The following is a 25135-nucleotide window of genomic DNA, read 5'->3' as shown; positions in this document are numbered from 1 at the left end:
GCCGCAGGAATCCATTCAGCGCAGGAAACCCAGGCTGTAGACCTGCGGGCGCAATTTTTCGCTCAGCGCCTGATAGGCCTGATCGAAGCGGCCAAAGCCGACGGGCGCGGTGTCGCCGCTGGCGTTGCGCGCTTTCAAGGCATTGCGAATCTGGTACCAGCCTGCATCGGCTCGGTTGAGCTTGAACTCGTCGCGCACGGCACGCACATCGGTGTGGGCGAAGTAGGCCTGCCACAGCGCCCGCCCTGCGTCCAGCACCGTCTGGGCTTCTGGCGACAAGGCTTTGTCGGCCAGGTACTGCACCATGAAGTCGGACTCGAACCGGTCGGGTGCGCCAACCTCTGCCTCGGTGAAGGGGATGAAGTGGTTCACGAGCGACCACGTTCTGCCGTTCCATTCGAGGCCGTTGGCGCCGGCGGTGAGGTTTTTGCCGTGGAACAGCATCCAGACCAGGCAGTCGATCTTGAATTCGTCGGTCAGTGGTTCGGACGACTGCAGAAACTGGTCGTTGTGGTTGATCCAACTATGTTTTATGAGCAGGCGCACCGCAAAAACGACAGCCGCTTGCCACAGGTTCTGGCGGTTGACGTAGGCGCCACCCCCATTGCCGCCCGTAAAAATGGATGAGGTGATGAGAGTTTCCTGCCCGGCATGCTGCAAGTCGTTGTTGCTGGCGTACAGGTAGCCCACCATAGCGTCGCACGATTTTTTCAGCCGCGGGTTGCTGGAAACCTTGATGGCGTTCGAGAGGGGCAAGGCCAGTTCATCATTGGTCTCCGGCTTGTCCATCCATACGTTCAGGTAGGTGCTGCTGGGCAGGTTGTAGAACTTCTTCTCGCCTATCTGCAGCGCCTTCCTGTTAAGCACTTCGACGCTGATCTCGGTGATAGGCATTTTCTTTCTCGCATCCTGGCTGGTTTTCCATATCAGGAAACCAATCGGAAAATCGCCAGTGAGCCCGTCAAACGCTTTGCTGTGGACGACGAAGCCGCCTTGGTAGTCCGCATTCCAGTTGGCTCGAAACTTCTCGAAGTTCGGCGCATTGACGTACTTCAGGGTGCTGAACATCGCCAGGGTGGCCGTAGGCAGTTCCTTGGCAATGCGTGCCAGAAACTGGACGAACAGTTCCTTGCTGGCGTAGCCCACGTCGGTCATGGTGGCGTTGATGCGGGTTTGTTCCACGCCCTTCTTGTTTTGGCCGCCTCTGCCAATGCCCGCGCCGGTCTCGCCATACGGCGGATTGATCAGCACCAGCATCTTCTTACCCGCCGCCATCGCGTCGCGCAGCCCCTGCGGCACCTTGTTGCTCAGGCTGTAGTCGATCCTTCCGTCGTCGGTGATGTCGTCATTGAGGTAGTCGTACTGAAAGCGCTGCGCCGCCACGCAGGTCTTGGTGGCTTTCATCACGTCCACATCGGCCTGATCCAGCGTGCTCATGTAGATGTTGCGCGGGTTGCTGTGCTTGACCTCCAGGTTGCCCACGCCGCAGCACATGTCCCAGACGATGTAGTCTTTCTGCCAGTTCTTGCCCAGCGTTTCGGCCAGTTTGTCGTAGGCCTTGTCCACCACGTGCAGCGGCGTGTAGTACGCGCCCTTGAAGCTGCGTTCGTCCAGCGGGATAAGGCTGTCGCGGCGTTCCAGCAGGTAGTCGCGGTATTCGCTTTTGGGCGGGCGGTGGTAGATGGCCCAAAAACGGCGATAGCCTTCCTTGCTGCCCAGCTCGAAATTCTTGCCGCCCAGGCTGAACACGGGCGCGCCGTTCTTGTGCAGCAGCTCGGCGGGCAGGTTTGCGTGGGTGGATACGGTGCCGTCGTGCATGATGTCTGCGAAAAACAGCAGGGCGTAGTCTTCATCCCGCACGCCCACGATTTCGTGGCCAATCATGTCCACCCACTTGTCGAAGACCTGTTTCAGGTTATCGGGTGTGATCTGGGTGCGGATGATGTCGCCGCTTTTGATTGCGTCCTTGACGGTCCTGATGAATTCTTCCTCATGAGAGGAAATCCGGAATGACACAAAGTGCGTGCCGATGTGGGCGGATATCTCGTCCAGCGCCTCTTGCGTGTACTGGCTCGCAGACTTGCCCCACTTGACGGTTTTCTTGCGCAGGAAAGGCAGCACGTCGGCACTCTTCATCAGTGCTGCTTTTTCGGTGTCGATCACTGCCAGTAAGGGCGGCAATTGCTCGCCCTTGTTCAGCGCTACCTGCACGTAGTGCAACAGTTGCGTGAACATGGCGTAGCTGGAGTGCTTGCTGGTGTCCTTCGCCTCAAACCAGATTTCGTTGGTCTGGATGTCGATCAGGCCCTTCGTGTAGCCCTTGAGTCCCAAGGCCTTGATGTAGGCGTCCTTAACGTCTTCCTCGCTGCGCACTTGTTTGAGTTGGGCGTAAAGGGTCATCTTGTCGGCGTAGCAGGGGATTGGATGCGGCAATTCTTCCATAGCCCTTGACAGACGAGCATTGATCGCCGATCTCCGACCAATGCTGCGAGCAGCGTCCAGCGGGCGCTTGGTCAGGGATCAGCGCAGCGGAACTGGCGACCGGCAGCCATCATCCACAATCGCGGCTCCTTCTGATTGCGGGCGCATGCACTTGTCCTCCACGGCTCCCATCCTTTTTCCCACCGTCGCCATCATCGGCGCCGGGCCCGCGGGCCTGATGGCCGCCGAGGTGCTCAGCCGCGCGGGCGTGGCGGTGGATGTGTTCGACGCCATGCCCTCGGCCGGGCGCAAGTTTCTGCTGGCCGGGCGCGGCGGGCTGAACCTGACCCACTCCGAAGCGCTGGATGCCTTCATCGCGCGCTTTGGCGGCCGCGCGGATGAGGTGGGCGGCTGGCTGCAAGACTTTGGCCCGCAGGCCACGCGCGATTGGGCGGCGGCCCTGGGCATCGACACCTTCGTGGGCACGTCGGGCCGCGTTTTTCCGACCGAGATGAAGGCCGCCCCGCTGCTGCGCGCCTGGCTGCACCGGCTGCGCCAGCCCACGCAGGCGGGCGCGCAGCCCGTGCGCTTTCACATGCGGCACCGCTGGGTGGGCTGGGCGCCTGCTGAAACGGTGGCTGCTATGAATTCAGAAGCTGCCAGCGCAGTTGCAGCGGGCGCCGGAGCCGTTTTTTGTTTGCAAACGCCGCACGGCGCGCAAAGCGTGGCGCCGCGTGCTGCCGTGCTGGCACTGGGTGGCGGCAGTTGGCCGCGCCTGGGTTCTGACGCCGCCTGGGTGCCTTGGCTGGCGCAAAAGGGCGTGGACGTGGCGCCGCTGCAGCCCGCCAACTGCGGCTTTGACTTCGCCGGGCGCGGCGCGCCCGCGCAGGGCGGTAGCGGCAGCGCCCCCGCGCGGGACGATACGGACGGCGCATCCGCCAGCGCCGCGCCGGATCAGACAGACTCGCCCGGCGGCTGGACGCCGTACTTCGCCGAGCGCTTTGCCGGCCAGCCGCTGAAGAACGTCGCCATTCGCTTCACCGGCAGCGAAGGCCCGCCGTTTGAGCGGCGCGGCGAATTCGTCATCACCGCCACCGGCGTGGAGGGCAGCCTGATCTACGCCGCCAGCGCCGCGCTGCGCGACGAAATCGCCCGCAGTGGGCGTGCCACCTTCCTGCTCAACCTGCTGCCCGGGCGCAGCGCCGACGAGGTGCGCGCCGCCGTGGCGCACCCGCGCGGCAGCCGCAGCCTGTCGTCGCACCTCAAAAGCCGCCTGGGCCTGCAAGCGGTGCACACCGCGCTGCTGCACGAAGTGCTGACGCCCGCGCAACTCAAAGACCCGGCCGCGCTGGCCGCCGCCATTCAGGCACTGCCGATCACGCTGCGCGCGCCGCGCCCGATGGCCGAAGCCATCAGCACCGCCGGCGGCGTACGGCTGCAGGCGCTGAGCGACAAGCTGGAGCTGCGGGCGCTGCCCGGCGTGTTCTGCGCGGGCGAGATGCTGGACTGGGAAGCGCCCACCGGCGGCTACCTGCTGACCGCCAGCCTGGCCAGCGGGGCCAGGGCGGCGCATGGGGTGCTGGAAAGGCTTGGGTTGGAACCAAAAATCGGCTGAGGCGCTGATGCAGACTGCGGCGGCAGCTATCAAAAATTAAGCGAAAAGTCCCCTGAAGCGAACGGGCCGAGCCCGTTCCTGCATGTCGAAAAAGACCGCTGCAAGCGCGGTCGCGCGCTGGCTCCGCGCCGCTTTCAACGCCTGCTGAGGCAGTGGTCCGATTGGGCTCGTCTGCCTCGCCGCTCAGCTCTGATCCGAGCGCGCCAGCCGGTTTTCCAGCCGCCGCAGGCCGGTCGCCAGGGCCAGGGTCATCAGCCAGTACATCAGCGCGATGGCGAGGTACGGCTCCCAGTAGCGGCCGTAGGCGCCGGCCACCGTGCGCGCGGCGTAGGCCAGCTCGGCCAGGCCGATGGCCGAGACCAGCGACGTGTCTTTCAGCAGCGCGATCATGTTATTGCCCAGCGCGGGCAGCATGCGGCGGAAAGCCTGCGGCACGACGATGTAGCGCATCATCTGCCCGTGCGTCATGCCCAGCGACAGGGCAGCCTGCCGTTGCCCGCGCGAGATGGACTGGATGCCCGCGCGAAACACCTCAGAGATGTAGGCCGCCGAGTTCAGCGTGAGCGCCACCACGCCAGAAATCAGCGCCCCGTGGTCCTGCTTGAGCGTGCGCGCCAGATCGCCGCTGACGAGCAGGCCGTCCACCGGGTGGATGAACAGCGGCATCACCGCAAAGTGCATCAACAGAATCTGCACGAACAGCGGCGTGCCCCGAAAGAAGCTGACGTACACGGTCGAAGGCCAGCGCAGCAGGTATTGGCACACGCCTTTCAAGGGCTGGTGCGGTGCGTCTGCCAGGCGCGCCAGCGCGATGAACAGCCCCAGCACGCAGGCCATGGCGATGCACGCCACGGTCATGCCCACGGTGACCAGCGCGCCCTGCCAGAACAGTTGCTTGTATTCGACCAGGATGTCCGGGCGGAACCAGCCAAACCAGGCTACCGGGGTGTTTTCTTCCATCGTTCAGATCTTGTGTGAAAGCCGCGCGGGGCCAACAAAAGAGGCCGCGCGGGCGGCCTCGGGATCGGTGCGGTTCAAACTGGCGGGCGTTTGGCCAGCCAGCCGATGCACATCGGCTGGGGGCTTACTGCGCCTTGTAGTCCTGGTTGAACCACTTCTTGTAGATGGTGTTGTAGGTGCCGTTGGCGCGGATGGCGGCCAGCCCGGCGTTCAGCTTGTCCTGCATGGCCTTGTCGCCCTTGCGCACGACGATGCCGAAGTGCTCTTTGGGAAAGCTGGGGTCGTCCACCGTCTTCAGCCCCTGCGCCTGCGCGGCGCGGTAGGCGATCACGCCGTTGTCGCCGATGGCCGCGTCCACGCCGCCGCCCACCAGCTCGGAAATGATCAGCGGGGTGCTTTCAAAGCGGCGGATGTTGGGGTTGGTCTTGCCCACTTCGCGGCTCATCACGTCGTCGGCCGTCGATGCGCTGACCACGGCCACTTTCTTGCCAGCCAGGTCTTTCAGCGATTTCACGGTGCTGGCCTGCGGCACGGCGATCAGCTGGCGCGCGTCGAAGTAGGGCGCGGAAAAGTCAAAGCTCTGCTTGCGTTTGTCGTTGATGGTGACGCCCGAGATGACCAGGTCCACATCGCCATTGTTCAGCGCCGCGAAGATGCTGGAAAAGGGCGTGTTGACGATGCGCAGCTTCAGGCCCTGCTGCTTGGCAATGGCGTGGATGATGTCGATGTCAAAACCGACGATCTGCTTTTCTTTGTTCTCGAAAGCGAAGGGCGCGTAGGTGGCGCTGGACGCCACCACCAACTCGCGCGCCGGCGCTTGCGCCCAGGTGGGGGCAGCGCCCAGACAAGCGGTGGTCAAAATGGCCATCGCGGCGGCGCGGCGGATCGGGTTCATGGTGCGGTGGGGCTTGAAAAAGGAATGGGCCGAAATTATAGAAAGCCCGGCCCCAGCCGCTCGCGCGTGGGCATGCCACTATCAAAATTGCAGCTGCTGGCGCAGGCTGAGCGGGCGCCAGCGGCCGATTAGGCTGCCAACTTACTTTTGCACGTCGCCCAGGCAGATGTATTTCATCTCCAGGTATTCGTCCATGCCGTGGCTGGAGCCCTCGCGCCCCAGGCCCGATTGCTTCACGCCGCCGAAAGGCACCTGCTCGCTGGAGATCAGGCCCGTGTTCACGCCCACCATGCCGTATTCCAGTCCCTCGCTCACGCGGGTGACGCGGCCCACATCGCGCGCGTAGAAGTAGCTGGCCAGGCCGAATTCGGTGGCGTTGGCGGCGTCGATGGCTTCTTGTTCGGTCTTGAAGCGGAACACCGGCGCGATGGGGCCGAAGGTTTCCTCGCGCGCCAGCAGCATGCCCGGCTGCGCGTCGGCGATGACGGTGGGCTCAAAGAACTGGCCCTTGAGCTTGTGGCCGCCGGTGACGACCTTGCCGCCCTTTTTCAGCGCGTCTTTCACGTGCTTTTCCACCTTGGCGACGGCGGCTGGCTCGATCAGCGGGCCTTGCGTCACACCAGCGTCAAAGCCATTGCCCACCTTCAGCGTCTTGACCTTGGCGGCCAGCTTCTTGACGAAGGCGTCGTAGACCTTGTCTTGCACGTAAAAGCGGTTGGTGCACACGCAGGTCTGGCCCGCGTTGCGGTACTTGCTGGCCACGGCGCCTTCCACGGCGCTGTCGAGGTCGGCGTCGTCAAACACCAGGAAGGGCGCGTTGCCGCCCAGCTCCAGCGACAGTTTCTTGATGGTGGGCGCGCACTGCGCCATCAGGATGCGGCCCACTTCGGTGGAGCCGGTGAACGACAGGTGCCGCACCACGTCGCTTTCGCACAGCACCTTGCCGACGGCCGCCGCATCCGTGCTGGGGATCACGTTGATCACGCCCGCTGGTATGCCCGCGCGCACGGCCAACTCGGCCGCGGCCAGGGCCGTGAGCGGCGTCAGCTCGGCGGGCTTGATGACCACCGGGCAGCCGGCCGCCAGCGCGGGCGCGACCTTGCGGGTGATCATGGCCAGCGGAAAGTTCCACGGCGTGATGGCCGCGCACACCCCCACGGGCTGGCGGGTGACGAGGATGCGCTTGTTGTTGTCGAACGTGGCCAGCGTTTCGCCGTTGGCGCGCTTGGCTTCTTCGGCAAACCATTCGACAAAGCTGGCGCCGTAGGCGACTTCGCCCTTCGCCTCGGCCAGCGGCTTGCCTTGCTCGGCCGTCATCAGGCGGGCCAGGTCGTCCTGCGCTTCCATCAGCAGCTGGTACCACTTCAGCATCAGCGCGTGGCGCTGCTTGGCGGTCAGGTTGCGCCAGGCGGGCCAGGCGGCGTTGGCCGCGTCGATGGCGGCCTTGGTTTCACGCGGGCCCAGGTCGGCCACTTCGGCCAGGGTGTGGCCGGTGGCCGGGTCGGTCACGGCAAAGCGCGCCTTGCCCTTGAGCCACTTGCCGTTGACCAGGCCGTCCACCTTCAGCAAGGTGGGGTCGTTCAGTTCGTCCAGCGGGTTGTCGAATCGGGCGGGGGTGGCCATGCGTGTCTCCAATCGGGTGCTGGTGCCATTTTAGGCAGCGCGGCTGGGGGCGTTTCGCGTGGCTGCGCGTGCGCGGCGGCCCGTTCAGCGGGGCCGCCGGGCCACCAGGGAATCAATGAAAAAATGCCCTCTGGCGCTGGCGTGGCCTGCGCTGACAGCTATCGAAAATAGAGCGATTCACCATGGCGTGGGCCAAGCCTTGCGCATCACAGCAGGGGCGAGCCCAGGCGCGCCAGCGACTCGAACACGTACTGCGCCGGCGGCGTGTGCCGGTCGGCGGGCACGAGCTTGCATTGCGACAGGTCGTCATCGAACATCCGGGCCAGCTGCTCGTTGAAGGCGCCGTCGTACACCACGGCCGCCACTTCGAAGTTCAGGCGAAAGCTGCGGTTGTCGAAGTTGGCGCTGCCCACCATGCCGTAGTGGTTGTCCACCAGCAGCGTCTTGGCGTGGAACATGCGGCCGCGGTATTCAAACACCAGCACGCCGGCGGCTTGCAGCTCTTTGTAGTACGAACGCGCGGCGGCGGTGACGATGCGCGAATCGCTGCGCTCGGGCACGATCAGCTTGACCTGCACGCCGCGCAGCGCGGCGTTGGTCAGCGCCAGCAGGGCGGCCTCGGTCGGCACGAAGTAGGGCGTGGCCAGCCAGATGCGCTGGCGCGCCATGTTCAGCGCGTCGATCATCGCGCGGTGGATGGCTTCGCCATCGGTGTCGGGGCCTGAGGCAACGATCTGCACCGGCAGGTCGCCCGGCGCCACGTCGGGCAGAAACTCGGCTTCGCCGCGCGGCGGCCTGCCGTTGGCGTAGTGCCAGTCCTGCAGAAAGACGTACTGCAGCCAGCGCACGGCGCCGCCGCGCAGCAGCAGGTGCGTGTCGCGGTAGGCGTCGTGCGGGCGAAAGTGCTCGTTCTCGTCGTCGGTCACGTTGATGCCGCCCAGCAGGCCCACGCGCCCGTCCACCACCACGATTTTGCGGTGCGTGCGCAAGTTGACCAGCGGGCGCAGGCGGTCCAGCCGCGCGGGGTGGAACACGGCGAATTCACCGCCCGCGGCGCGAAATTCGTCCAGCAACTGCCGGTGCTTGCGCGACAGCAGCGCGGGCGAGCCGATGCCGTCCACCAGCAGGCGCACTTCCACGCCCGTGCGCGCCTTGGCCGTCAGCGCGTTCAGCAGCTGGGTGCCGGTCTGGTCGGGCTCGAAGATGTAGTACTCCAGGTGCACATGGTGCTGAGCCGCGTCGATGGCGGCGAGCAGCGCGGCCAGCGTGGCGCCGCCGCTGGGCAGGATCTCGACCGACTGCACGCTGGACGCGGGCATGCCGCAGCTGGCCTCGATCAGCGCGGCGTGCTGCAGCGCCCAGCCGGGCGCATTGGGGCGGTGCGTGCGCAGCCGCTGCACGTCGCGCTGCGACATCAGGGCGGCCCGGCTGTGCCAGCGGCGCAGGCGCTGGCGCTTGACGCGCTGCGGCCCAAAGTACGCATACACCGCAATGCCGATCACCGGCATGATGTTCAGCACCATGATCCACGCCAGGGTAGACACCGGCGATCGCCGCTGCAGCACCACCCAGGTGGTCAGCACGATGCTGGACAGCGTCCAGACCCAGCCCAGCCAGAAAGTCCAGTTGTGGCCCGCGATGAAGAAGCTGGGCAGATCCATGGAGGTGAGCGGCGGCGGGGGCTCAGCCGATGCGCGCGGCCCAGTCGCCGGGCGCAAAGCCGACGCTGATGGCGCCACCCGGCCATTCGACCACCGGGCGCTTGATGGCGCTGGGCTCGCGCTGCAGCAGCGCAGCGGCGCTGGCCGCGTCGGTCACGGCCGCCTGCGCCTCAGGCGGCAGCTTGCGCCAGGTGGTGCCCTGGCGGTTCAGCACCTTGTCCCAGCCAGCGGCGGCCTGCCAGCGCGCCAGGTGCTCGGGCGGCACGCCCTGCTTCTTGAAGTCGTGAAAGCGGTAGGGCACGCCGCGCTCGGCCAGCCAGGCGCGGGCCTTCTTGACCGTGTCGCAGTTGGGAATGCCGTAAACAACGGCTTCGGCCGGGTTGCCGAGGGCGGAGGTGCTCATCGCGGGCGATGATGCCACGCGAGTGCGCCGGGTCGGTGACAATCCGTGGCACATGACTACGCTGCCCCAAACGCTGGACGAGTGGCTTGCCCACTGCGAGCGCCTGCACCCCCAAACCATCGAGCTGGGCCTGGACCGCGCACGCGCCGTGGCGCAGCGCATGGCCCTGCATTTCGACGTGCCCGTCTTCACCGTGGCGGGCACCAACGGCAAGGGGTCGACCTGCGCCATGCTGGAGGCGATCCTGATCGACGCGGGCTTTCGCGTGGGCACCTTTACGTCGCCCCATCTGGTGCGCTTTGAAGAGCGCTGCCGCCTTCTGGGTGTGCCGGCAAGCGCTTCTGATTTGATAGCTGGCTTCGCCCGTGTGGAGGGCGCCAGGGGCGATATTTCACTGTCTTACTTCGAATTCACCACGCTGGCCATCCTGGACACGATGGCCCGCGCCGGGCTGGACGCGGTGGTGCTGGAAGTGGGCCTGGGCGGGCGCCTGGACGCGGTCAACATCATCGACACCGACTGCGCCATCATCACCAGCATCGACATCGACCACGCCGAATACCTGGGCGACACGCGCGAGAAGATCGGCTTTGAAAAGGCCGGCATCATGCGGCCGGGCAAGCCCGTCATCGTCAGCGACCCGGTGCCGCCGCAAAGCGTGATCGACCACGCCAACGCCATCGGTGCCGATCTGTGGCTGCTGGGGCGCGACTACAACTACGAGGGCGACAAGCAGCAATGGTCCTGGGCGGGGCGCGGTCGGCGCTATGCGGGTCTGGCCTATCCGGCGCTGCGCGGCGCCAATCAGCTTTTGAACGCCTCCGGCGTGCTGGCGGCGCTGACGGCCATGCGCCCGAAGTTGCCGGTCACGGCGCAGGCCGTGCGCACCGGCCTTTCGCTGGTCGAGCTGCCGGGGCGCTTTCAGGTGGTGCCCGGTCAGCCGTCGCTGGTGCTGGACGTGGCGCACAACCCGCATTCGGTGGCCGCGCTGGCCGTCAATCTGGACGCGATGGGCTTCTATCCGACGACGCACGCGGTGTTTGGCGCCATGGCGGACAAGGATTTGAAGCCCATGCTGCAGCGCATGGACCCGATCATCGACCGCTGGTATTTCACCGATCTGCCTACCGCGCGCGCGGCCCGCGCCGCGCAGCTGCAGGCCGACTGGCAGGCCGCCACGCACCGCAAGGATGCGGCGTCGGCCCTGTACGCAAGCCCCGCCGAGGCCCTGCAGGCGGCAGCAGCGGCCGCCACCCCCGCTGATAGAATCGTTGTCTTCGGATCCTTCTACACCGTTGGCGGCGTGCTGGAGCACGGCATCCCACGGCTGCAGGCCGGCCAACCCACCCCGGATGCCGGCAGCTGACCCCCGAATTCATGGCTTTTTTCAAGTTCCGCCAGCGCGGCCAGGCGCCGCAGCCCGAGCCCACCGGCCGCCGTTCACGCAAAGACGAAGCGAGCGCCGTCGCCCAGGAAAGCATCGAAACCGTCCGCCGCCGGGCGCGCCACCGTTTGCTGGGCGCCGTGGTGCTGGTGGGCGTTGCCGTGATCGGTTTCCCGCTGCTGTTCGACACGCAACCGCGCCCCATCGCCGTCAACGCGCCCATCGTCATTCCTGACAAAGACACCGCCGGCCCGCTGCGCGCGCCCGAATCGGGGGCCCACGGCCGATCAGTGCCCGCCGACGCCAGCCTCGACGAGCGCGAGGAAATGGTCCCGCCTGGCGCACGCAACGCCGAAGCGCCCGTCGCTGCGCCCCGCGAGGCGCCTGCGCGCCCGGCGTCCGCATCGTCCCCAACTGCGCCCGCACGTGCTGCCGACAGCGCGGCACTGCGCGCCACCAGCGAAACCGACGCCAAAGCCAAACGCGAGGCCGAGGCCCGCGCCAAGCGAGAGGCGGAAGCCAAGACCAAGCGCGACGCAGAGGCCAAGGCCAAACGCGAGGCTGAAGCGCGCGCCAAGCGCGAGGAAGACCGCGCCCGGCGCGAGCAGCAGGCAGCGGCTTCCGACGCCAGCGCGCCCGAGCCCGATCGCCGCGCCAAGGCCGAGCAGGAAGCCAAGGCGAAGCGCGAAGCCGAAGCCAAACGAGATGCCGAGGCCAAGCGCACCGCCGACGCCCAGGCCAAACGCGAGGCCGACGCCAAACGCCAGGCAGAGGCCAAGGCCAAGCGCGACGAAGACGCCAAAGCGAAGCGCGAAGAAGAGGCCAAAGCCAAGCGTGACGATGCCGCCCGCGCCCGCGCACTGCTGGAAGGGCGCTCCAGCAGCAACGCCGACCGCAAGGCCGACGAACCCTCCGCCAAGAGCCGCTACGTCATCCAGGTGGGCGCCTACGCCGATGACGCGGCAACGCGCCAGGCCCGGCAAAAAGCCGAGGCCGCGGGCGTCAAGACCTACACGCAGGTGGTGGAAACCAGCGCTGGCAAGCGCACGCGCGTGCGCGTGGGTCCCTTCAGTTCACGCGAAGAAGCCGAAAAAGCCTCTGCCGCGTTGAAGAAGGCGGGCCTGGGCGCTGCCATCCTCGGCCTTTGACGTGCTTTCGGCGCTGGACTGGATCTGCGCGGCGGTGTTGCTGGCGTCATTGATTCTGGGGGCGTGGCGCGGCCTGGTGTTTGAGTTGATGTCCATCGCCGGCTGGGCGATTGCGTTCATTGCGGCGCGCTGGGCTGGCGACGTGGTCGGCCAGTGGCTGCCGATGGGTGAATCGCCCGAGCCGCTGCGCTACGCGGCGGGGTTCATTCTGGTGTTCATTGCCGTGGCGTTTTTGTGCGGCATGTTCGCTACGCTGGCGCGCCAGGCGGCCAAGGCCCTGGGCGTGCGCCCGGTGGATCGCGTGTTTGGCGCTGTTTTTGGCGCCCTGCGCGGCTTTCTGATGCTGCTGGTGCTGGCGGCGCTGGTGCAAATGACGCCCCTGCGCGACGAAGACTGGTGGCGCACCTCTCTGACCAGCGGCTGGCTTGAAGTGGCGCTGGTCTGGCTCCATCCTTTATGGCCTGAGTCGCTCGGGAAATTCCTTTCCGCGTGACAATCGGGCGCATAGCTCCCTTCTTTCCCATTCCCACAGGACATTCACCATGTGTGGCATCGTTGGCGTTGTCAGTGACGCGCCGGTCAATCAGCTGATCTACGACGCGCTGTTGCTGCTGCAGCACCGCGGGCAGGACGCCGCGGGCATCGTCACCCAGCAAGACCGCAAGTTCTTCATGCACAAGGCCAAAGGCATGGTGCGCGACGTGTTTCGCACGCGCAACATGCGCGGGCTGCCGGGCAACAGCGGCCTGGGCCAGGTGCGCTACCCCACGGCAGGCAACGCAGAGAGCGAGGAAGAGGCCCAGCCCTTCTACGTCAACGCGCCTTTCGGCGTGGTGCTGGTGCACAACGGCAACCTGACCAACGCGCACGCGCTCAAGGCCGAGCTGTATTCCACCGACCACCGCCACATCAACACCGACAGCGATTCCGAGGTGCTGCTGAACGTGCTGGCGCACGAGCTCGAGCGCGCCTCCCGCGACGTGCCCTTGAGCCCCGACGTCGTGTTTGCCGCCGTCTCGGGCGTGCACAAGCGCGTGCGCGGCTCGTACGCGGTGATTGCCCACATTGCCGGGCGTGGCATGCTGGCCTTCCGCGATCCGTACGGCATTCGGCCCCTGTGCCTGGGCCGCAGCGCCGACGGCACGGTGATGGTGGCCAGCGAGTCGGTCACGCTGGAAGGCACTGGCCATCAGTTTGAACGCGACGTAGCGCCGGGCGAGGCGGTGTTCGTCACCCTGGACGGGCAGGTGCACGCCCGCCAGTGCGCCGAGAAATCCCAGCTGTCGCCCTGCGCGTTTGAATTCGTCTACCTGGCGCGGCCCGATTCCGTGCTGGACGGGATCTCGGTCTACCAGGCGCGCCTGAACATGGGCGAGACGCTGGCCAAGCGCGTGGTGTCCACCGTGCCACCGGCCGAGATCGACGTCGTGATCCCCATCCCCGAATCCAGCCGCCCCAGCGCGATGGAGCTGGCGCGCCTGCTGGGCAAGCCGTACCGCGAAGGCTTCGTCAAGAACCGCTACGTGGGCCGCACCTTCATCATGCCCGGCCAGGCAGTGCGCAAGAAATCGGTGCGCCAGAAGCTCAACGCCATCGGCAGCGAATTTGCCGGTCGCAACGTGCTGCTGGTGGACGATTCCATCGTGCGCGGCACCACCAGCAAGGAAATTGTGCAGATGGCCCGCGAAGCCGGTGCCCGCAAGGTGTACATGGCCAGCGCTGCGCCGCCGGTGCGTTACCCCAACGTGTACGGCATCGACATGCCCACCAGCGAAGAGCTGGTGGCCCACGGCCGCAGCGTGGAAGAGGTGCGCCAGATCATCGGCGCCGATGCGCTGATCTACCAGGATGTGGACGCGATGAAGCGCGCCATCGGCTCGCTCAACCCGAAGGTGGCGGGCTTTGATGCGTCGTGCTTCGATGGCGTGTACGTGACTGGCGACATCACCGCCGCCGACATCGCCCGCCTGAACGAAGAACGCGTGAAACCTGGCGAAGACGACGAAGACACCTCGCGCCTGACGCTGCCCAACGCCACCCCGGCCTGACCAGGCCGCGCGGCAAAATGGGCGCCTTGGCGCCCTTTTCATTTTTACGCCACAGTCCGAATGACCTCCAAACCATCGACGCCCGGGCACGCGCTGCCCGAAGGCCTTCACCCCGACACCCTGGCCGTTCGCGTGGCCATCGAGCGCAGCCAGTACGGCGAAAACTCCGAGGCGCTGTACCTCACCAGCGGCTTCGTGCAGCCCGATTCGGCCACCTCTGCAGCCCGCTTTGCCAGCGGTGACGGCTACACCTACACGCGCACGTCCAACCCCACGGTCACCATGTTCGAAAAGCGCCTGGCCGCGCTGGAGGGCACCGAGGCCGCCATTGGCGCGGCCAGCGGCATGGGCGCCATCCTCATGATGATCATGGGGCTGCTGAAGGCAGGCGACCACGTGGTGCTTTCGCGCTCGATGTTCGGCTCTACGCTGAACCTGTTCGGCAAGGAATTTGCCAAGTTCGGCGTGCAGACCACCTTCGTGTCGCAAACCAACGTGGACGAATGGCGCGCCGCCGTTCAGCCCAACACCCGCCTGCTGTTCGCCGAAACGCCCACCAACCCGCTGACCGAGCTGTGCGACATCGCCGCGCTGGCCGACATCGCCCACCAGGCCGGCGCGCTGCTGGCCGTGGACAACGCCTTCGCCACGCCCGTGCTGCAGCGCCCCGCCTCGCTGGGGGCTGACCTCGTCATGCATTCGGGCACCAAGTACCTGGATGGCCAGGGCCGCGTGATGGCCGGTGCGCTGTGCGGCAGCGCCGAGCTGATCACCGGCAAGTTCGCCCCGGTGATGCGCACGGCGGGCATGGTGCTGTCGCCCTTCAACGCCTGGGTAGTGCTCAAGGGCCTGGAAACGCTGAGCGTGCGCGTGAAGGCGCACTGCCAGAACGCCCTGACCGTGGCGCAGTGGCTGGAGGCGCAGCCCAACGTGGCGCGCGTGTATTACCCCGGCCTGCCGTCACACCCGCAGCACGCGCTGGCGCTGCGCCAGATGGGCGGCCTGGGCGGTGGCGTGGTCACGTTCGAGGTGAAAGGCGAGGGCTCCGAGCAGCTGCAACGCCGCGCCTTCCACGTCATCGACAGCTGCAGCTGGCTGTCGATTGCCACCAACCTGGGCGACACCAAGACCATCGTCAGCCACCCGGCCACCACCTCGCACGGGCGCCTGACCGAAGAGCAGCGCATGGCCGCGGGCATGAGCCAGGGCGTCATCCGCGTGGCCGTGGGGCTGGAGCACCCGCAAGACGTCATGGCCGATCTGGCGCGTGGCCTGGACGGCTGCGGCGCACTGAACTGAATACTATTGAATTGATAGCTGCTGGCGCTTGCTGCACCAGCGCTGGAGGCCAAATATATGTCTGATAACACTGCCAACGCACCCCGCGTGCGCACCCGCTTCGCCCCGTCGCCCACCGGCTTCATCCACCTGGGCAACATCCGTTCTGCGCTCTACCCGTGGGCGTTTGCGCGCTCTCAAAAGGGCGACTTCATCTTGCGCATTGAAGACACCGACCTGGAGCGCTCTACCCAGGCTGCCGTCGACGTCATCATTGAAGGCATGGCCTGGCTGGGCCTGGACCACGACGAAGGGCCGTTCTACCAAATGCAGCGCATGGACCGGTACAAAGAAGTGCTGGCGCAGCTGCAGGCCGACGGGCACGTCTACCCCTGCTACATGAGCGTGGCCGAGCTGGACGCGCTGCGCGAACGCCAGATGGCCAACAAGGAAAAGCCGCGCTACCACGGCACCTGGCGGCCCGAGCCGGGCAAGGTGCTGCCGCCCGTGCCCGAGGGCGTCAAGCCCGTGCTGCGCTTCAAGAACCCGCTGGATGGCGTGGTGGCGTGGGACGACAAGGTCAAGGGCCACATCGAGATCCGCAACGCCGAGTTGGACGACCTGGTGATCGCCCGCCCCGACGGCACGCCCACGTACAACTTCTGCGTGGTGGTGGACGACCTCGACATGCGCATCACCCATGTGATCCGTGGCGACGACCACGTCAACAACACCCCGCGGCAGATCAACATCTTCCGCGCGCTGGGCCACGACGTGCCCGTGTACGCCCACCTGCCCACCGTGCTGAACGAGCAGGGCGAGAAGATGAGCAAGCGCAACGGCGCCAAGCCCGTCACGCAATACCGCGACGAAGGCTTTCTGCCCGACGCCATGGTCAACTACCTCGCGCGCCTGGGCTGGAGCCACGGCGACGACGAAATCTTCAGCCGTGCGCAGTTCCTGGAGTGGTTCGATCTGGACCATTTGGGCCGCAGCGCCGCGCAGTTCGACGAAGCCAAGCTGCGCTGGGTCAACGCCCAGCACCTCAAGGCCATGGACGACGGCGCGCTGGCCGCATTGGTGGCCGAACAGCTGGCCAAGCAAGGCCTGGCCGCCGACGAGCGCCTGCCCGCCATCGTGGGCCTGTTCAAGGACCGCTGCGACACCACCGTCGCGCTGGCCGACTGGGCACGCGCGTACTACGGCGAAGTCAGCCCCAGCGCTGAAGACTTGGCCAAACACGTGACGGACGCCGTCAAGCCCGCGATCAAGACCTTGCACGACAAGCTGGCCGCCGCCGAATGGACTGCTGCCGCCATCGGTGCGGCCATCAAGGAAACGCTGGCCGAGCACGGTTTGAAGATGCCCCAATTGGCCATGCCGGTGCGCGTTTTGGTGATGGGCACACCCCAAACGCCGACCGTGGATGCCGTGTTGGCGTTGCAACAACGAAAAAAAGTTTTGGCACGCTTGCAAAACGCTTGAAAACCAGCATACAATGCGAGGCTCGACACCCACAAGGGGGTATAGCTCAGCTGGGAGAGCGCTTGCATGGCATGCAAGAGGTCATCGGTTCGATCCCGTTTACCTCCACCAAAGTGTCGAGATGGATTAGTCCAAGGTTTTGACCCTATCGTCTAGAGGCCTAGGACATCACCCTTTCACGGTGAGTACCGGGGTTCGAATCCCCGTAGGGTCGCCAAGTTTGGCTGCACTTGGGTTCGCAAGAACCGCAAAGTAGCTCCACGCGGAGTGGTAGTTCAGTTGGTTAGAATACCGGCCTGTCACGCCGGGGGTCGCGGGTTCGAGTCCCGTCCACTCCGCCAACAACTTAACGGGTTACGTGCGAAAGCCGTAACCCGTTTTCTTTTGCCCGGAGCATTTGCCAGATGAGCCGATCTCCCGCTGACGACGAGCGTTTCATGGCCAGGGCACTGGCACTGGCCGAATCCGCCCGCTTGATTTGTCCGCCCAACCCCGCGGTGGGCTGTGTCATCGTCGATGCGCAGGGCTCGGTGCTCGGCGAAGGCCATACCCAGCCGGTCGGACAAGCCCACGCTGAAGTGATGGCCCTGCGCGATGCCCAGGCGCATGGCTGCAGCGTCCATGGCGCCACGGCGTACGTCACGCTGGAGCCGTGCGCCCACCACGGGCGTACCGGGCCTTGCTGCGAAGCGCTGGTGGCGGCAGGCATCGGCCGGGTGGTGGCCTCCCTCGAAGATCCCAATCCGCGCGTCGCCGGCCAAGGCTTTGCGCGCCTGCGGGCGGCCGGCGTCGTGGTCGATGTCGGCGTGGGCGCAGCGGCCGCGCGTGAGATCAACCTCGGATTTTTCAGCCGAATGGTGTGCGGCAGGCCCTGGGTGCGCTTGAAGGCGGCCAGTTCCCTGGACGGACGCACTGCGTTGCCTAACGGCGCTAGCCAGTGGATCACATCAGAAGCCGCCCGCGCCGACGGTCACGCCTGGCGCGCGCGCGCTGGCGCCGTGTTGACCGGCATCGGCACGGTTCTGGACGACGATCCGCTGCTGAACGTTCGCAGCGCCGAAACCGCTCGCCAACCCATGCTGGCGATCGTGGACAGCCGCTTGCAGACACCCATGGACGCCCGGCTTTGGACGGTGCCCCAGCGGCAGGTGGTGGTTTATGGTGCGGTGGACGACGACGCGCGCATGCAGGCGCTCAGGGCGCACGGCGCAGATGTCGTGATCGTGCCGAACACCGAAGGCAAGGTGGATTTGGCCGCCGTGTTGCTAGATCTCGGGCGCCGCGAGATCAATGAGTTGCATGTGGAGGCCGGTGGCCAGCTCAATGGCGCGCTGTTTCGCGCTGGCCTGGTGGATGAGCTGCTGCTGTACCAGGCGCCCGTGTTGCTTGGGCAAGGGCCGGGTATTGCGGCGCTGGGGCCGCTGCATGCCTTGGCCGACGGCGTGACGCTGGCGGTGCACGACGTGCAACGCATCGGGCCGGATGTTCGCTGGCTGGCGCGAACGGCGCGCACCTTGGCGTTTTGATGCGCCTGGCCATGGGCGCGCGCTGAACAGCACCAATAAAGAGAGGCGCCGCAGCGCCTCAGAGATCCATGTCGGGCGGGAGGGGCGCCGCGAGCGTGCGCCAGCCCGTCACGCGCTGATGATCAGCCCTTTTTGGGCGCGGGCGCTGGTGCGGCGTCTTCGGCCTTGGAATCCAGCACGGCCAACTGCATCGACACATCGAAAAGTTTGGATTTGCTGGCGTAGTGGCGGTCCAGGCGCCATTCGTCGAGGATTTCCAGGGCGAGCTTAAAGCGCTCGCTGTCCAGCTGATACAGATCGGCAATGGCAAAGTCGCCTTCGGATTCCAGCGCCAGAACCAGCCGCGACAAAGTCATGGCCTGGGGTTGCTTGGGGCTGCGCTCGATGAATTTTCGGGCTTCCTTGATGGCTCGCATGTTCGTTCTTTCTCTACGGTAAAGGTTCGCTGATGCCGCTGCCTCAAAGAGCTACGACGCAGCGATTTCGCGGCAATGGGGATGAAGCGCGGCCGCACCAGTCAGGCGGGCACGCCATCACGTGAACAACCGCGGCACTGCATACGGGTATGTCACGATTTGCGCATCCTAGCGAATCTGCGCAGTCGCTGCTACCTTGTCATGAGTTTGTCTTACAACTGAAATCTTGCGCCCGGGCGGCGCGCTTCATACGCTAGCGCAAAGCTGAAAAAGAAGAGAGCGTAAGTGCCGCCAAGTTTGGGCGTCGGCGCGCGCGAATACGCATTCACATGGGCAAAGCGGTTCGGGGAAAGGGCCTGGATCGCCGCGTTGCGACGGCCTGCGCTGCACAGCGATCTGGCTCGCACCAAGCAAGGCGGCTGGCCTGTCCGGAGGGACTCGAACCCCCGACCTGCTGCTTAGAAGGCAGCTGCTCTATCCAGTTGAGCTACGGACAGGTAGTGAACGGCGCTGTCAAAGGCGGAGTACAAGAAACAAGGCCCGCGGCCACTGGGGTAGCGCGCGGGCCTTTTTCAGATGGAATGGTCGGAGCGGCGGGATTCGAACTCGCGACCCTCTGCTCCCAAAGCAGATGCGCTACCAGACTGCGCTACGCTCCGACGAAACGCGGATTCTACCTGAGCCGCGGCGTGTCTTGCGCGAAAGCTAGCGTCTTTCGTACTGCGTCTTGCCGAAAAGCACTTCTTTCTCGGCATCGGTGCGGATGCCGTTGCGCTGATCGGCCAGCACTTGCTCACCGCGGCGCACGGAGGGGCGGGCGCCCACGCGGTCAAACCAATCCTTGAGTTGCGGGAAATCGGCCCAGTCGATGCCCTGGTTTTGCCATGAGCGCAGCCACGGGTAGATGGCGATGTCGGCAATGCTGTAGTCGGGCCCGGCGATATAGGCGCCGGTGCGCCGGATCTGCTCGTTCATCACGCCGTACAGGCGCCGCGCCTCGTTGGTGTAGCGGTCCACCGCGTAGGGGATCTTCTCGGGCGCGTAGATGCGAAAGTGGTGCGCCTGGCCCAGCATGGGGCCGACGCCGCCCATCTGGAACATCAGCCACTGCAGCACGTCATACCGCTGGCGCACGTCCTGCGGCAAGAACCGGCCGACCTTGGTGGCTAGGTACAGCAGGATGGCGCCCGATTCAAACAGCGCGATCGGCTGGCCGTCGGGCCCGTCGCTGTCGACGATGGCCGGGATCTTGTTGTTGGGGCTGATCTTGAGGAAGTCGGGCTGGAACTGGTCGCCGCGGCCAATGTTGATGGCGTGCGTCTGGTAGGGCAGGCCGCACTCCTCCAGCATGATGTGGACCTTGTGGCCGTTGGGTGTGGGCCATGAGTAAACGTCGATCACGGGCTTGCTCCGGGTCTTGGCGGGTGGGGGAAAACCTAGGGGGCCATCGGCGCTGCCGCCAGCGGGCGATGCGCCTACGCATTGTGGTGCAAGCGCCGCGCCGGCGCGGAGCGGGGGAAATGCGGGAGCCTCGACGCCACCCGCCTGTCGGTTGATTACTATCAAAAAAGTAGCTGCCAGCGCAGGTAGGTAGAGCGCTGGCGGCCGATTGGGTTCGGAATTATGTGACCAGCATCGCACCCTGTCGCGTGGTTGTCTTGCCGTGCCCTGCTGCCGTCGCCCCCGTGCTCATCTCAGCCCAGCGCGCCCGCCAGGTAGTCCACCAGCGCACGCACCCGGGCCGGGATGAAGCGGCCGCTGGGCAGCAGGGCGTGCAGCGGGTACGGCTCGGTCTGCCAATCGGTGAGCAGCGGCACCAGCGCGCCCGATGCGATGTCGTGGCGCAGGTCCAGGCTGGACTTGAAGGTGATGCCCGCGCCCGCCAGCGCCCATTGGCGCGCCAGCGCGGCGTCGTCGGCGCTGCGGTCGCCAGCCACCCGCACGCTGATCCACTGGCCGTTCTGGCCAAAGCGCCACTGCCGGTGCCGCTGGCCGTTGCGGTGAAAGGTCAGGCAGTTGTGGCGCGCCAAGTCCTGCGGGTGCGTGGGCACCCCGTGCCGCGCCAGGTAGGCGGGCGCCGCGCAGACCAGCGGCCGTGCGTCGGCCAGCCGGCGCGCGACCAGGCGCGAATCGGCCAGCGGGCCGTAGCGCACGGCCACATCCACCTCGTCGCGCATCACGTCGGCCGGGCGGTCGCTGATCGACAGGGCCAGTTGCAGGCCGGGGTGCTCGGCCAAGAACGCGTCCAGCAGCGGCAGCAGCACGCCGCGCGTCAGGTCGGACGGGGCGGCCACGCGCAGGGTGCCGACCAGCGCGGTGCGGTCGGCGTCCAGCTGCGCCTCGCCTTCTTCCAGCAGGTCGATGGCGCGCTGGGCGTAATCCACCAAAGTCTGCCCCTGGGGCGTGGCGCGCAGGGCGCGAGTGGATCGCTCAAACAGCCGCGCGCCCAGCTGGGCCTCCAGCCGCTTAAGGCCAGCGCTGGCCGCTGCTGGCGTGATGCCCAGCGCCTTGGCCGCGGCGGTGAGCGTGCCGGTTTCGGCCACGCGCAGCAACAGCCGCAGGTCAGATAGATTTTCAACTTTCATTTGAAAATGATGATGCCAGTGACGGCCTTATCAAACAACAGGCGAGGGTCTAAAGTGGTGCCATTGACCGATTGCTTTGAAAAGGACATGCCATGAAAGCCGTTGCCTACCGCACCCCCGGCCCGATCGACCGGCCCGACGCCCTCATCGACCTCGACTTGCCCGCGCCGCAGCCCGGCCGGCGCGACCTGCTGGTGCGGGTGCGCGCCATTTCCGTCAACCCGGTGGACGCCAAGGTGCGCGCCAGCGCGCAGCCCGCGGCCGATCTGCCCGGCGGCGCGCGCGTGCTGGGCTGGGACGCCGTGGGCACCGTCGAAGCGGTGGGCGCGCAGGCGCAGGGCTTTGCCGTGGGCGACCGCGTCTGGTACGCGGGCGCCATTCAGCGGCCCGGCGCCAACAGTGAGCTGCACGCGGTGGATGCGCGCATCGTCAGCCACGCGCCCGCACGCCTGAGCGACGCCCAGGCCGCCGCCCTGCCGCTGACGGCCATCACCGCGTGGGAATTGCTGTTTGACCGCCTGGGCGTGCCGCTGACGGCGCAGCGCGACGGCGGGCAAGGCCAGCGGCTGCTGATCGTCGGCGGCGCGGGCGGCGTGGGCTCCATCCTGATCCAGCTGGCGCGGCGCTTGACCGGCCTGCAGGTGATCGCCACCGCCTCACGCGCTGAAACGCGCGACTGGTGCCTGCAGCTGGGCGCGCACAGCGTGATCGACCACCGCCAGCCGCTGGCCGACGCACTGAAAGCCGCCGGCTTTGACGGCGTGGACCTGGTCGCCAGCCTGACGCACACCGACAAGCACTACCCGCAGATCGTGCAGGCGCTGCACCCGCAGGGCAAGCTGGCGCTGATCGACGACCCGGCCACGCTGGACGCGATGCCGCTCAAGACCAAGGCGCTGTCGCTGCACTGGGAATTCATGTTTGCGCGCCCGCTGTACGACACGCCGGACGTGGCCGAGCAAGGCCGGCTGCTGGCCGAGGTGGCGCGCCTGGCCGACGCGGGGCAGATTCAAAGCACGATGACCGAGCACTTCGGCACCATCAACGCTGCCAACCTGAAGAAGGCGCACGCCTTTGTGGAAGGCGGCGCGGCGCGCGGCAAGGGTGTGCTGGAGGGGTTTGGCGCGTGAAGCGGGTGCGCCACGCCGGCTGCCGTTTGCTATTTAATAGATAGCTGCTGGCGCTGGTGGCATAAGCGCCAGGGGCCGATCAGGCATTTAATCGCCTGTCGGCCCCCCGTGGGTTGATGGGCCGCAGCCCCCGCGATCAGCTGCCGCGCGTGATCGGCATCTCCACCGGCTTGGCGCCCGCCATGTACTTGGCCAGCTCCAGCTTGGCCAGCGCGTTGCGGTGCACTTCGTCCGGGCCGTCGGCCAGGCGCAGCGTGCGCTGGTTGGCGTAGCTGTAGGCCAGCGGGAAATCGCCGCTGACACCGGCGCCGCCGTGCGCCTGGATGGCCCAGTCGATCACGCGGGTGGCCATGTTGGGCGCCACGATCTTGATCATGGCGATCTCGGCCTGCGCCACCTTGTTGCCCACGGTGTCCATCATGTAGGCGGCTTTCAGCGTCAGCAGGCGGGCCTGCTCGATCATGCAGCGCGATTCGGCCACGCGCTCACGCCACACGCCTTGCTCGGAAATGCGGCGGCCAAAGGCCACGCGGTCGTTCAGGCGCTTGCACATCAGCTCGAGCGCGTATTCGGCCGCGCCGATGCTGCGCATGCAGTGGTGGATGCGGCCTGGCCCCAGGCGGCCCTGTGCGATGGCAAAGCCCTGGCCCTCGCCCTTGAGCAGGTTGCCCACGGGCACGCGCACGTCTTTCAGCTCGACCTCCATGTGGCCGTGCGGCGCGTCGTCGTAGCCGAACACCCCCAGCGGGCGAATCACCGTGATGCCCTTGCTGTTGGCGGGCACCAGAATCATCGACTGCTGCGAATGGCGCGGTGCCTCGGGGTCGGTCTTGCCCATGACGATGTACACGGCGCAGCGTGGGTCGCCCGCGCCGGACGACCACCATTTGCGGCCGTTGATCACGTACTCATCCCCCTCGCGGCGCATCGAGCATTCGATGTTGGTGGCGTCGGACGAGGCCACGGCCGGCTCGGTCATCAGGAAGGCCGAGCGGATTTCGCCCTTGAGCAGCGGCTCCAGCCACTGGTCTTTGTTGGCCTCCGAGCCATAGCGCTCGATGGTTTCCATGTTGCCGGTGTCGGGCGCCGAGCAGTTGAACACCTCGGCTGCCCAGGGCACGCGGCCCATGATTTCGCACAGCGGCGCGTATTCGAGGTTGGACAGGCCTTCCGGCGCGCGGCTGGACTTGGGCAGGAACAGGTTCCACAGGCCGGCGGCGCGGGCCTTGGGCTTGAGTTCTTCGATGATCTTGGTGGGAATCCAGGCGTTGCCCTTGGCGCGGTTGGCGGCCACCTCCTGGTGGTAGGTGTTCTCGTTCGGGTAGATGTGCTCATCCATGAAGGCCAGCAGCTTGGCCTGCATTTCCTTGACCTTGGGGCTGTAGTCGAATTCCATCGTCTCGTCCTTGCTTTGACTATTAAAAAGCGCCGTGGTCGGCGCCAGATGGGCGCAGGCAGCTATGCTTTTTGAGCAAAGCCCCACGCCAGTTCGGCCATGGGCCGGGCGCCCGCGCCGCTGGCCTTGGCCTCGGCGCTGCTGGCGGTGCCCGCTTCCACCCGCTTGGCAATGCCTTGCAGGATGGCCGCGATGCGGAACATGTTGTAGGCCAGGTAGAAGTTCCAGTCGGGCGCCAGCGCCTCGGGCGTGGTGAAGCCGGTGCGCTCGCAGTACTGGCGGATGTAGTCCTGCTCGGAAGGGATGCCCAGCTCGGCCAGGTTCAACCCGCCAATGCCGCGGAAGGTGCCCGGCGGGATGTGCCAGGACATGCAGTGGTAGCTGAAGTCGGCCAGCGGGTGGCCCAGCGTGGACAGCTCCCAATCGAGCACGGCCAGCGCGCGCGGCTCGGTGGGGTGGAACATCAGGTTGTCCAGCCGGTAGTCGCCGTGCACGATGCTGGTCAGCCGGTCGTCGCGGGCGCTGGCGGGCATGTGCGCCGGCAGCCATTCGATCAGCCGGTCCATCTCGGGGATGGGCTGGGTGACGGACGCCAGGTACTGCTTGCTCCAGCGGCCGATCTGGCGCTCGAAATAGTTGCCGGGCTTGCCGTAGTTCTCAAGGCCGCGGGCCTTGTAGTCCACCGTGTGCAGCGCGGCAATGACGCGGTTCATCTCGTTGTAGATGTCGCCGCGCTGGGCCTGCGTCATGCCGGGCAGGGACTGGTCCCACAGCACGCGGCCCTGCATGAATTCCATGATGTAGAAGGCGCGGCCGATGACGGATTCGTCTTCGCACAGCGCCAGCATGCGCGGCACGGGCACGTCGGTGCCGTGCAGGCCGCGCATCACGGCGAATTCGCGCTCGATGGCGTGCGCCGAGGGCAGCAGCTTGGCCACCGGGCCGGGCTTGGCGCGCATCACGTAGCTGCGCCCGGGCGTGATCAGCTTGTAGGTGGGGTTGGATTGGCCGCCCTTGAACATCTCCACCGTCAGCGGCCCGGCGAAGCCCTCCAGGTTCTTCTCAAGCCAGGCGGTCAGGGCCTGCGTGTCGAATTGATGGGCTTCGGCAACCGGGCGGGTGCCCTCGAACTTGTTCGGATCGGTCATGCGGGGGCAACAG

Annotated in this window: 20 protein-coding genes and 5 tRNA genes; 12 read left to right on the top strand and 13 right to left on the bottom strand. The window is 66.4% G+C overall.

From position 1 onward, the window contains the following. Positions 1-15: 15 nt before the first annotated feature. Positions 16-2400 carry a hypothetical protein gene (locus C6570_RS16365; protein WP_106704764.1) on the bottom strand — a complete coding sequence of 795 codons (2385 nt, stop codon included), beginning with the start codon at positions 2398-2400 and terminating at the stop codon, positions 16-18. Positions 2401-2587: 187 nt separating this feature from the next. On the opposite strand from C6570_RS16365, the gene C6570_RS16360 reads away from it, so the two are divergent. Next, positions 2588-4036 carry an NAD(P)/FAD-dependent oxidoreductase gene (locus C6570_RS16360; protein ID WP_106704162.1) on the top strand — a complete coding sequence of 483 codons (1449 nt, stop codon included), beginning with the start codon at positions 2588-2590 and terminating at the stop codon, positions 4034-4036. Between the two features lie 183 nt (positions 4037-4219). Here C6570_RS16360 and C6570_RS16355 read toward each other — a convergent pair whose 3' ends face one another. From C6570_RS16355 to C6570_RS16335, 5 genes are all read right to left on the bottom strand, one after another. Beyond that, entirely contained in the window at positions 4220-4996 is a 777-nt protein-coding gene (locus C6570_RS16355; protein WP_106704161.1) for an amino acid ABC transporter permease, read from the bottom strand. 124 nt (positions 4997-5120) lie between these two features. Continuing rightward, a complete protein-coding gene (locus C6570_RS16350; RefSeq protein WP_106704160.1) occupies positions 5121-5891 on the bottom strand; it encodes a basic amino acid ABC transporter substrate-binding protein in 771 nt (256 codons plus the stop codon). 141 nt (positions 5892-6032) lie between these two features. Next, complete coding sequence (locus C6570_RS16345; RefSeq protein WP_106704159.1) at positions 6033-7514, bottom strand: NAD-dependent succinate-semialdehyde dehydrogenase; 1482 nt, start codon at positions 7512-7514, stop codon at positions 6033-6035. A gap of 206 nt (positions 7515-7720) precedes the next feature. Next, positions 7721-9175 (bottom strand): cardiolipin synthase, encoded by a 1455-nt coding sequence (gene cls / locus C6570_RS16340; protein ID WP_106704158.1) that lies wholly within the window; start codon positions 9173-9175, stop codon positions 7721-7723. 22 nt (positions 9176-9197) lie between these two features. Next, the gene (locus C6570_RS16335) at positions 9198-9578 is read right to left on the bottom strand and encodes an arsenate reductase (protein WP_106704157.1); all 381 of its coding nucleotides are present in this window, start codon (positions 9576-9578) and stop codon (positions 9198-9200) included. 52 nt (positions 9579-9630) lie between these two features. Between C6570_RS16335 and folC the strand changes: the two genes are divergently transcribed. The 10 genes from folC to ribD all read left to right on the top strand — a co-directional run bounded on the left by folC (position 9631) and on the right by ribD (position 18447). Continuing rightward, positions 9631-10944, top strand: a complete 1314-nt coding sequence (gene folC / locus C6570_RS16330; protein ID WP_106704156.1) for a bifunctional tetrahydrofolate synthase/dihydrofolate synthase — start codon at positions 9631-9633, stop codon at positions 10942-10944. 11 nt (positions 10945-10955) lie between these two features. Continuing rightward, positions 10956-12110 carry an SPOR domain-containing protein gene (locus C6570_RS16325; protein WP_106704155.1) on the top strand — a complete coding sequence of 385 codons (1155 nt, stop codon included), beginning with the start codon at positions 10956-10958 and terminating at the stop codon, positions 12108-12110. Between the two features lies 1 nt (position 12111). Then, complete coding sequence (locus C6570_RS16320) at positions 12112-12603, top strand: CvpA family protein (RefSeq protein ID WP_164675555.1); 492 nt, start codon at positions 12112-12114, stop codon at positions 12601-12603. A 49-nt stretch (positions 12604-12652) separates the two neighbouring features. Next, complete coding sequence (gene purF / locus C6570_RS16315) at positions 12653-14158, top strand: amidophosphoribosyltransferase (protein WP_106704153.1); 1506 nt, start codon at positions 12653-12655, stop codon at positions 14156-14158. Between the two features lie 60 nt (positions 14159-14218). Further along, on the top strand, positions 14219-15457 hold the full coding sequence (locus tag C6570_RS16310; RefSeq protein WP_106704152.1) for an O-succinylhomoserine sulfhydrylase: 1239 nt from the start codon (positions 14219-14221) through the stop codon (positions 15455-15457). A gap of 57 nt (positions 15458-15514) precedes the next feature. Then, positions 15515-16921, top strand: a complete 1407-nt coding sequence (gltX, locus tag C6570_RS16305; RefSeq protein WP_106704151.1) for a glutamate--tRNA ligase — start codon at positions 15515-15517, stop codon at positions 16919-16921. A 35-nt stretch (positions 16922-16956) separates the two neighbouring features. After that, a tRNA-Ala gene (locus C6570_RS16300) sits at positions 16957-17032 on the top strand. Between the two features lie 30 nt (positions 17033-17062). Then, positions 17063-17138 (top strand) — tRNA-Glu (locus C6570_RS16295). Positions 17139-17185: 47 nt separating this feature from the next. Next, positions 17186-17262: transfer RNA gene (locus C6570_RS16290), tRNA-Asp, on the top strand. A 63-nt stretch (positions 17263-17325) separates the two neighbouring features. After that, a complete protein-coding gene (gene ribD, locus C6570_RS16285) occupies positions 17326-18447 on the top strand; it encodes a bifunctional diaminohydroxyphosphoribosylaminopyrimidine deaminase/5-amino-6-(5-phosphoribosylamino)uracil reductase RibD (RefSeq protein WP_245896227.1) in 1122 nt (373 codons plus the stop codon). A 122-nt stretch (positions 18448-18569) separates the two neighbouring features. Here ribD and C6570_RS16280 read toward each other — a convergent pair whose 3' ends face one another. From C6570_RS16280 to C6570_RS16260, 5 genes are all read right to left on the bottom strand, one after another. Then, the gene (locus tag C6570_RS16280; RefSeq protein ID WP_106704150.1) at positions 18570-18863 is read right to left on the bottom strand and encodes a hypothetical protein; all 294 of its coding nucleotides are present in this window, start codon (positions 18861-18863) and stop codon (positions 18570-18572) included. Between the two features lie 420 nt (positions 18864-19283). Then, positions 19284-19360 (bottom strand) — tRNA-Arg (locus tag C6570_RS16275). 85 nt (positions 19361-19445) lie between these two features. Next, positions 19446-19522, bottom strand: a tRNA-Pro gene (locus C6570_RS16270). Between the two features lie 46 nt (positions 19523-19568). Next, positions 19569-20264: a glutathione S-transferase N-terminal domain-containing protein gene (locus tag C6570_RS16265; RefSeq protein ID WP_106704149.1), complete on the bottom strand. Its 696-nt coding sequence runs from the start codon at positions 20262-20264 to the stop codon at positions 19569-19571. Positions 20265-20557: 293 nt separating this feature from the next. Further along, a complete protein-coding gene (locus C6570_RS16260; RefSeq protein ID WP_106704148.1) occupies positions 20558-21448 on the bottom strand; it encodes a LysR family transcriptional regulator in 891 nt (296 codons plus the stop codon). 92 nt (positions 21449-21540) lie between these two features. Here C6570_RS16260 and C6570_RS16255 point away from each other — a divergent pair, with 92 nt between their 5' ends. Further along, positions 21541-22578, top strand: a complete 1038-nt coding sequence (locus C6570_RS16255; protein WP_106704147.1) for a zinc-binding alcohol dehydrogenase family protein — start codon at positions 21541-21543, stop codon at positions 22576-22578. A 136-nt stretch (positions 22579-22714) separates the two neighbouring features. On the opposite strand, the gene C6570_RS16250 is transcribed toward C6570_RS16255, so the two are convergent. After that, a complete protein-coding gene (locus C6570_RS16250) occupies positions 22715-23974 on the bottom strand; it encodes an acyl-CoA dehydrogenase family protein (RefSeq protein ID WP_106704146.1) in 1260 nt (419 codons plus the stop codon). Between the two features lie 62 nt (positions 23975-24036). Continuing rightward, positions 24037-25122, bottom strand: coding sequence for a phosphotransferase (locus tag C6570_RS16245; protein ID WP_106704145.1), 1086 nt, complete (start codon positions 25120-25122; stop codon positions 24037-24039). Positions 25123-25135 lie beyond the last annotated feature (13 nt).

The organism is Ottowia oryzae, from assembly GCF_003008535.1.
GTDB lineage: Bacteria > Pseudomonadota > Gammaproteobacteria > Burkholderiales > Burkholderiaceae_C > Ottowia > Ottowia oryzae.
Note: the sequence above shows the minus strand (reverse complement) of the source record. Positions and strands in the feature narration are given on the sequence as shown.

Bases quoted from the DNA above. Each gene is read 5' to 3' on its own strand.
- C6570_RS16260 (WP_106704148.1), bottom strand. From the start codon at position 21,448: ATGAAAGTTGAAAATCTATCTGACCTGCGGCTGTTGCTGCGCGTGGCC.
- C6570_RS16355 (WP_106704161.1), bottom strand. From the start codon at position 4,996: ATGGAAGAAAACACCCCGGTAGCCTGGTTTGGCTGGTTCCGCCCGGAC.
- cls (WP_106704158.1), bottom strand. From the start codon at position 9,175: ATGGATCTGCCCAGCTTCTTCATCGCGGGCCACAACTGGACTTTCTGG.
- C6570_RS16325 (WP_106704155.1), top strand. From the start codon at position 10,956: ATGGCTTTTTTCAAGTTCCGCCAGCGCGGCCAGGCGCCGCAGCCCGAG.
- C6570_RS16350 (WP_106704160.1), bottom strand. From the start codon at position 5,891: ATGAACCCGATCCGCCGCGCCGCCGCGATGGCCATTTTGACCACCGCT.
- ribD (WP_245896227.1), top strand. From the start codon at position 17,326: ATGAGCCGATCTCCCGCTGACGACGAGCGTTTCATGGCCAGGGCACTG.
- C6570_RS16345 (WP_106704159.1), bottom strand. From the start codon at position 7,514: ATGGCCACCCCCGCCCGATTCGACAACCCGCTGGACGAACTGAACGAC.
- C6570_RS16255 (WP_106704147.1), top strand. From the start codon at position 21,541: ATGAAAGCCGTTGCCTACCGCACCCCCGGCCCGATCGACCGGCCCGAC.
- C6570_RS16250 (WP_106704146.1), bottom strand. From the start codon at position 23,974: ATGGAATTCGACTACAGCCCCAAGGTCAAGGAAATGCAGGCCAAGCTG.
- folC (WP_106704156.1), top strand. From the start codon at position 9,631: ATGACTACGCTGCCCCAAACGCTGGACGAGTGGCTTGCCCACTGCGAG.
- gltX (WP_106704151.1), top strand. From the start codon at position 15,515: ATGTCTGATAACACTGCCAACGCACCCCGCGTGCGCACCCGCTTCGCC.
- C6570_RS16335 (WP_106704157.1), bottom strand. From the start codon at position 9,578: ATGAGCACCTCCGCCCTCGGCAACCCGGCCGAAGCCGTTGTTTACGGC.
- C6570_RS16310 (WP_106704152.1), top strand. From the start codon at position 14,219: ATGACCTCCAAACCATCGACGCCCGGGCACGCGCTGCCCGAAGGCCTT.
- C6570_RS16280 (WP_106704150.1), bottom strand. From the start codon at position 18,863: ATGCGAGCCATCAAGGAAGCCCGAAAATTCATCGAGCGCAGCCCCAAG.
- C6570_RS16360 (WP_106704162.1), top strand. From the start codon at position 2,588: ATGCACTTGTCCTCCACGGCTCCCATCCTTTTTCCCACCGTCGCCATC.
- purF (WP_106704153.1), top strand. From the start codon at position 12,653: ATGTGTGGCATCGTTGGCGTTGTCAGTGACGCGCCGGTCAATCAGCTG.
- C6570_RS16245 (WP_106704145.1), bottom strand. From the start codon at position 25,122: ATGACCGATCCGAACAAGTTCGAGGGCACCCGCCCGGTTGCCGAAGCC.
- C6570_RS16365 (WP_106704764.1), bottom strand. From the start codon at position 2,400: ATGACCCTTTACGCCCAACTCAAACAAGTGCGCAGCGAGGAAGACGTT.